At 53.7% G+C, this 7752-nt stretch carries 7 protein-coding genes; 3 read left to right on the forward strand and 4 right to left on the reverse strand.

The genetic code is table 11. The features are described from left to right. Positions 1-8: 8 nt before the first annotated feature. The 4 genes from ACEW8P_RS04375 to ACEW8P_RS04390 are packed head-to-tail and all read right to left on the reverse strand — an operon-like array spanning position 9 to position 4880. Positions 9-1349 carry a hypothetical protein gene (locus tag ACEW8P_RS04375; RefSeq protein WP_373511890.1) on the reverse strand — a complete coding sequence of 447 codons (1341 nt, stop codon included), beginning with the start codon at positions 1347-1349 and terminating at the stop codon, positions 9-11. Between the two features lie 40 nt (positions 1350-1389). Beyond that, entirely contained in the window at positions 1390-2754 is a 1365-nt protein-coding gene (locus ACEW8P_RS04380) for an OmpA family protein (protein ID WP_373511891.1), read from the reverse strand. Positions 2755-2758: 4 nt separating this feature from the next. After that, positions 2759-3916, reverse strand: coding sequence for a hypothetical protein (locus ACEW8P_RS04385; RefSeq protein WP_373511892.1), 1158 nt, complete (start codon positions 3914-3916; stop codon positions 2759-2761). A 22-nt stretch (positions 3917-3938) separates the two neighbouring features. After that, on the reverse strand, positions 3939-4880 hold the full coding sequence (locus ACEW8P_RS04390; protein WP_373511893.1) for a hypothetical protein: 942 nt from the start codon (positions 4878-4880) through the stop codon (positions 3939-3941). Between the two features lie 399 nt (positions 4881-5279). On the opposite strand from ACEW8P_RS04390, the gene ACEW8P_RS04395 reads away from it, so the two are divergent. The 3 genes from ACEW8P_RS04395 to ACEW8P_RS04405 all read left to right on the forward strand — a co-directional run bounded on the left by ACEW8P_RS04395 (position 5280) and on the right by ACEW8P_RS04405 (position 7582). Next, entirely contained in the window at positions 5280-6029 is a 750-nt protein-coding gene (locus ACEW8P_RS04395) for a pesticin C-terminus-like muramidase (RefSeq protein ID WP_373511894.1), read from the forward strand. Positions 6030-6074: 45 nt separating this feature from the next. Continuing rightward, positions 6075-6830, forward strand: coding sequence for a sensor histidine kinase (locus ACEW8P_RS04400; RefSeq protein ID WP_373511895.1), 756 nt, complete (start codon positions 6075-6077; stop codon positions 6828-6830). Between the two features lie 98 nt (positions 6831-6928). Next, a complete protein-coding gene (locus ACEW8P_RS04405; protein WP_373511896.1) occupies positions 6929-7582 on the forward strand; it encodes a response regulator in 654 nt (217 codons plus the stop codon). Positions 7583-7752: the final 170 nt, after the last annotated feature.

Consider the following 7752-nt stretch of genomic DNA (forward strand, 5'->3'; position numbering starts at 1 on the left):
GATTAATTTTAAAACTTATATCGGATGCTTACTCCGGCGTACCGCTGTGACCAGCCGGCCTGAGGTGAGAGAGATAGTTTTTTCTGCTCCAACTGTCTGCGCAACTCTTTGGCCTTCCGGCTACTGCCGCTGCCCACCGCCCACAACACACCCGCCGCCACAATGCCCGCGCCGACGAAATAAATGCCCGGGCTGCCGAAGGCGACGACGCTTTTCGGCTGGGCCTTGTAGCTGTCGATTGTGCCAAAATTCTGGCCATTGGTGCGGCCGTTGGCGTCCTTGGCGTCCCACCAGGATTGAAGCTCGGCGTTGCTTTTATCCACCCCGGCCTTGTAATCGGTATAGGCACTGTTGACGACAAAGTAGGTCGCTGCTGCTCCCACAACGGCCAACCCGGCCCCGCTTTTAATCAGTATGCCCTGTCTTTGGTATTTGGCGGCCTTCGTTTCCAGGGCTGTCAGTGCTACATCCTTTTTTTCAACAGCGGGTTCGGGTTTGTTTTCGGCAATCCGGGTCGTCTGAGTAGGGGGGGGAGCATTGGTCGCCACGGGTTTTGTCTCGGCGGGAGTAGGTTCAGGCTTGGTGGGTGGTGGTGTCTGCGTTTTCACAGCCACCGCCTGGGGTTTTGTTTCCTGCGTCTTTTCGGCTGGTTTGGTTGGTGTTGCGACGGTTTGCTCCGCAGCCACTTTGGTCGTAGTGGTGGGTTTGGTGGGGGCGGGTTTGGCGGGCATCGGTTTGGCTTCTGCTGCGGCCGCCACCGCTTGGGGAGCGGCCGCTTTGTAGTACCTAATGCCGGCGATAAGCACCTTCCACTGATTGTCAACCTTTTCGGCGTTCATCTCCGCCGTGCGCAGCACCGGGCTGTACTTGAGGGTGGGCTTGTTGCGGTGGGTATTGGTGAAATGGCTGCGAAAATGCACCTGCACGTAGGGTGAGTCCTTGCCCTGCTTGACTTCGGTGACGTTCACCTCCGAAATCTTGATGGAATACTCGGCACTTTTTGAATAATACAATCCTAGATTTTCCAGGTAGGTCTTCACTTTCAACTCAGCATAACCTTTACCCGATGTAGTGTATTCGGGGCTGATGTCATCCTCGATGATTGCATTAGAACTGAATATCTGGCTTTTGCTAGACATAAAGCTGTCATAGATCAAAAGTTGCTGCCCCTGCTGCCCCAGTTCGCTAGAGGCTATGGAATTCAACAGCTCGCTGAGGTGGGTTTCAATCACTTTCCGGGCTTCGGCTCTGATTTCGCTGACATCGCTGGCCGAAAGCTTCGTCGCGTCCTGACCGAATGTCGGGCAGAGAAAAATGAACAAGAAAAGTGTACAATACAGGTAGCGCATGGCATAGAAAGTTTAGGAAACTAATCGATGATTTGGTTTGCTAGGGATTGATTTGTATCTCTACCCGCCGATTCATTTTTCGGGTTTCTTCGGAATCGTTGCTGCCTTTGGGCGCGGAACTGCCCTTGCCCCGCCAGGCCATCCGCCTGGCCGCAATGCCCCGTTCCTGCAAGTAGCGGTACACCACCCTGGCGCGGTATTCCGACAGCGTTTCGTTGCGAACCGGGTTGCCCACGTTGTCGGAATGTCCCTCGATCTCGATGTGCCAATTCGGGGCATTCCGCAGCAGCAGCACCAGGCGGTCCAATTGCTGGCAGGCTTCGGGCCGGAGGTCGTATTCACTTTGGGTGAAATAGAGCGTAAATCGGCGGGTAGTGTCGGCCAGCGGCGCGGCATCGGGTGCCACCTGGGCGGGCGCGACAGTTTTAAGCGGAGTGGGCGCCGCAGCAGGGGTACTTTTGGGTGGCGGCGGCGAAAGGGTAAGCGTTCGGTAATTCAAACCCTTACCGAGTTGCACTACCTCGCGGTGCGCCATAGTCCGCTGGGGCGTACTGACCCGCAGACTGTAGGTGCCTTCGGCGCAAAAGGCGAATACTGATTTTTCCTGCTCCTGCCGCATGACAATCGTGTCGCCCGTGGTGGAGACGAGCAGGTATTGGCTTTGGGGCGGGGCATTGGTTACGTTCATGGTCAATAGCGTAATTTCCGGCGTCATTTTTATTTCGTAGCGACTGCTGCTTCCGTCCATTTTGTCCAGGATCAGATTTCCCTGGTAGGCTTGGTAGCCCGCACTTTCCACCACCACACTCACGATGTCGGCTTCCTCGAAAGTCACGCTCGGCGAGGGCGCGGTCGGTGTTATTTTGTGGCAGTCTTTTTTTTCAACTTTCGTGTACTGTAGGCAGAGGGTGGCTTGCTGGATGGCCCGACCATTGAGCGCATCCTGGATACTGAAAATTCGGACCGCCTTCTGCGGCATTTTCGCTTCGGTGGTCAAGGTGTAATCCCGCTGCTGGCTTTGCATATAGGGTTTGTCGGTAGTCTGCTGGTCGAGCGGAATGAGCGGCAGTGGCACAAAAAACGGCAAATCGCCGGGCGCGGCGGGCTGTTTCAGGGTGGGTATGACCAGGGTGCGGTACCCCGTTTTTTCCACGACCAGAGACTGCCCGGCGGCCGGGTATTCCGCTTGGTATTTGCCCTCCGCCCCGCTTTCGCTTAGCTTTTTGCGCTGCTGCTCCACCTTGGCCGAAATCGTGGCCCCCGCAATCCGCTCGCGGGAGTTGGCATCGATGACGTAGCCCTGCAAATGCAGCGACTGGGCGATGCTTTCAAAAGGCACCCACACGGGTAGGCAGCCGATGAGCAGCATGGGTACCATGGGTACTATGCACGCGGCCCGGCTCATGGTATCAGTCGTTTTCCACCACCCCGATATTGCCCAGCAGCACCGACCAGTTGACCTCATCCTTCCCATCTACCTGCTTCTCGTACGATTGCAACTTGACTTTCACGTCTTTGCGGGTCACATCGCTGTATTTTACGGATTCTCCCGTTTCGCTGAATCCCGTGAACGTCTGGCTGCCAATGATTCGCCCGTAGTAGTTGCCATCATCGGCCTGCTTGAATTGATCCACGTACTCAATGTTGCTCCACTTGATTTGCACCTCGCCGTAGGGCAGCATTTTGAGCCGCTTCAGGTACGACTCGATGGTCTGCTCGGAAATACCCTTCCGGTTTTTGGACGAAACCTTGATCTTGGAATCGGGCAAAAACAATTTCAGGGCGTTTTTGACGGCGGCATCGCGTTCGTTCAACGAAAAATTCCGGCTGGCAATCACCTGTAAGTACTCCGCAAACTGCTCCACGACGATGAGGGCCTTCTTACTGTACTCCTGGTATTCCTTTTCGTTTAATGTGGGTTTTCCCGGGGGCTTTTCCGGTATCTTCGTGATAGTCTCCTTTTCATCGTCCGGTATTGGCGGGTCTTTATGGGGAGGCTTGCTGCTGCAGTACCGCCGCACCCGGTCGAAGGCCGAATTCAAAAAAGACTTGGCCTCCTCGGGTTCGCGCAGAAGTTGGTGGCTGCCGTTTTTATAAATAATCGCCACCAAATCATTCTTGTTGATGGAGGTTGACTTGCCGGCTTCGTTCAGGAAGTTGATGGCCTCTCCCTCCACACGAATGGTCGCCGGAATCACTTCCAGCGGCGTGGCCCGGATCAGCACATCGGTAGGGCAGCCCGTGGTGTTGTAAAACTTTTTCAGCGTCATGCGGGACGTTTCGGGGTCGTTGGGCAGCTTGTCGATAATCAGGTACATCCCGTAGGCATTGAAAGCTACGATCACGTTTTCCCGATCCTCGGTGCGCTTGTGGGGCGTGTCACCCTTTTTTTCTTCGTATTTTAGTTCCCGCTCGTCGGCCTCGACGATGCGGTTGGAAAAAGAACTGCCGTTGCTCCAATAGAACTTTTCCTGCGCCTGAGCGGGCGTGGCCGTCCCCAATCCCAGCAAGATACAACCCGCCAGCCCTGGCAGCAGTTCGCGTGGATTTAGTAGTTTAAAATTCATTTCTCAGAGTGCTTTTGATGCTTTATTTTGACTTGCCCGAAAGATTGAACAGCACGCCCACGCCCACCATGCCCAAATGCATTTTTACGCCGCTCTCGGCTATTATATAAGGTTCATTATTGGTCAGGCTGTGGTACCAGCGGGTATCCGCTATGATAGCGTAGTTCCGCTTTTCAACCAGGGTTACCGACAGGCCGCCCACTACTCCGTAGGTGGGGGTATCGGCGCATTCGGAGCAGTTTTTCACCTGTATTTCAGCGTTTTCGGCGCTGGTGAGCCGGGTGCTGCCCTGGCCCATCTGAATCGCCGCGAACCCGCCCAGGGTCGCACCCACCCGGATTTTTCCCAGCCGGGTCGATAGCGTGGCCGTAATGGGTACCAGCAGGTTTTGCTGTTGCCCTTCGGCGGCCGTTATTCCCTGGGTGCCCGCCGGCACGTTGAGTCCGTAAGTCAGGTTAGTGTATAGCGCATCGACCTGTACCGAAAGTGCCTTGGTCCGGTACCCCAGCGTGACGCCGGCCTGGTAGGCCAGTTTTGGGTCGCTGGCCAGAGCGGTACTGACTGGCGTTGCCACCAGCCCCACGCCCGCTCCCAGCCGCAGTCCCGCATAAAGTCCCGTGTGGTTCCAGAAAAGCGGGGCGGGCCGCTTAACCAATAGGGCGAGCGGATTGCCGGGTTTCTGGGCGGGAACGGGAGCAGGCGGCGCGGTGATTTCCTCCACATCGCCATTACTCCATATAATGCGGCGGATATCTTTCTTGGGAAGCGCGTACAAAGGACCCTTCGGATCGTTAAGTTTGCGGTACAGGACGTCGGACTTGTTGATTTCATCGACGAGGACTTCCAGCGACGTATTATCCAGCTTTTGGATTATATCCTGCCTCTTCGGGGTTTGAGCGTACAGGTGGGTACAGGTGCCCAAAATCAGGAGAAATGAAGCTAAGAATAAGTATAGAATCCGCATCAGAAGCTAAGAGTTAGGTTGATATTACGACCACGCACCAATTAGTCAGCCAAAATTAGAAGGCCCGTCTGCAGGGATCAATACGTCAACTGACGTATTTTTTGTTATACACGGCAACGGGCCAGGCAAAGGAACCGGACTTATGGAAGGATTGGAGACGATTTCGCCTATGGTAATGTGTCGCATTGACCGATGAATAATAATTTACCGTTCGATAAGATTTTTCGTAAAACTTCAAAACATTTTTTTAATTTTGAACACATCCCCAAAATAATCCGGGCGTGGTCAAGAATTGTCCGTAAAAATCAAGGGACTTTGTTTTCTTCTTCCTCCGGAAATCCGACTAACCCGGAAATGGGGGCGAGTTTGGTGTATCGTTTCTTTAACCCATGACCACGAATGACCAGCTATGCATTCACGTATAACCAAGAGATTGGCCACCAGGGACAGAGCCTGGTGCCGCATTTTCCGGGCGGTCGGTCGGGGGTGACCATCGGCCCCGGCTATGACCTTGGGCACCGCAGCCCGCAGGAAATATATAACGACCTCACCGAGGCGGGAATCGATCCCGAAACGGCCTACGCTTTGATCGATGCGGCCCACAAAACGGGGCCCGAAGCGGGCAACTGGGTGGCGCAGCGCGGGGGAATCATCATCAACGAAGAGCAGCAGCAGGCGCTGTTTGAAAACGTGCTGGTACCCGAATACGAGGAGCGGGCCAAAGAACAACTCCTAAATTTTGTGAAAAATCACGAGGAATTTTCCACGGAAGAGGCGGATTGGGACGCGCTCTCCGGGAAGCAAAAGGAGATCCTTTTCGACTACGTGTACAATACGGGTGGGCTTACGCGGTTTCCGGAACTAACCGCCGCAGTCTTGAACGAGGATTGGGAAGAGGCAACGTATCACTATGAGCGTTTTTCCGGCGATGAACCCTTGGCGTATCGCAATCAGATGTTTTACCAGCAGTACCTGGATCCCACGTACGTGCGGGAAGAAACGAATTGGCAGGCTACCGAAAACGAGCCACTGATCGAACTTGACGATGCCTTGGCCGAGCAGATCGAGGACTTATACGACGACGATCATGACCTGCCGGATGCGGCGGATGCCGACAACGCCGACGATTGGTACGAATCCTATTCATGAAAATCAATTCAGATTCACTAACCCGCACACTAATCTCTCAAAGTTATGATCATCCAGCGAAACAACAAGTATATACCCTACGGAATTAGTAACCTCATGGGTCGCCAAAAAACGACCACCGACCCTTTGTTTACGCAGAAGAAGACGCGAAAAAGGCCGGATAACAAGGAGGATACGGCGCTGCAAATCAGGTTACGGAAGCAACGTGAACAAATTGCCCGCGACCTGCACGATGGCATTGGCTCCCAACTTACCCACATTATTTCCCGCCTGGAAATGCTGGTACATAGAAACCCCGCTTTTGAATCGCAGTTGAATGATTTGCAGGACTTTACGCGTGAAACCGTGCAGCAATTGCGCGAAACGATCTGGGTTCTTAATCAGGGTGAAATACCCTATGGATCCCTCACGGAGCGAATCAGGGGTCTGCTTACCCGAATTTCGGCCGATGCTGGTTGTCCTACCATAAAACTGACAGCCTATGGGGAAGCATCCCTGTTGCTTGACCCCCGATTGGCCTCCTCTATCTTCAGAATTGTGCAGGAAGGGGTGAACAACGCCATGAAGTACGCCGAATGTAGCGATATCAGCGTGTGTCTGGCTACCGACGAGCAGAGCCTTACCCTGGTAGTCAGCGACAACGGAAAGGGATTTTGTGCCGAGAACGTCCCCCAAGGCTACGGGTTGCTCAATTTCAAAACCAGAACGGAGGAACTCGACGGTACTTTTTTACTCACTTCCTCTACTGACGGGACGGAGGTACTCATCGAGTTTCCGCTACCCAAAAAATACGTCAGATGACGTATTTCAGGGCCATTGACGGCTTCGTTACTTTGTGTCGGTGCGTGACCCGCTGGTAAACCTTCGGGAAATCAGTTCATTAGTGTAACAAAGCCGTCATGTCAAAGATCAAAGTTGGACTTGTCGAGGATAACCCCATCATTTCCCGTGACATCTGGGAAAAGCTATCGTTGAGCGACGATATCGAATTGGTTCTCCGCGCCGTCAACGGTAAGGACTTGTTCAAACAACTCATGCGCACGGAGGTGCCCGAGGTGTTTCTGATGGATATCGAAATGGCGGAGATGGATGGCGTGACCACCACCCGGCTTTTGAAGAAAAAGCACCCTCAGGTCAAAATCCTCATTTTGACCGTGTTCGATGACGACAGCAAACTCTTTGAAGCCATAAAAGCCGGTGCTTCCGGCTATCTGCTCAAAGAAGAGAAAACCCACATTATCATCAATGCCATTACCGACGTGCTGGAAGGCGGCGCGCCCATGTCGCCCATAATGGCTGCGAAGGCCCTGGATTTACTCCGGCAGGGTTCCAACGATTTACATATCCAGTCGGTGTCCCGCTCGGCGGATTTGACCCTGCGCGAAACCGAGGTGATGGAATGGCTGGTACGCGGCCTGAACGTGCGGGATATAAGTGAAAAGCTCTTCGTCTCCAACAAAACCGTTCGGAAGCACCTCGAACACATTTACCAAAAACTTCACGTCAAAGGCAGCGGCGAGGCCGTGGCCAAGGCAATTGGCCAGATAGCGTAACCAAATGAAAAACCTATTACTGAAATTTACGAGTTACCTCTTACTCGCCGTGAGCGTGATATCCTGTCATGTCGAAACGCCTGATCCCGCTATCGTCAATTTTAGTGGCGTGGCCGACAAGGGTAAGGTCAGTTTTGTCAACAATACCACCGGGGCCGACTCCTACGTCT

Origin of the sequence: Persicitalea sp., from assembly GCF_041751555.1 — a bacterium.
Classification (GTDB): domain Bacteria; phylum Bacteroidota; class Bacteroidia; order Cytophagales; family Spirosomataceae; genus Persicitalea.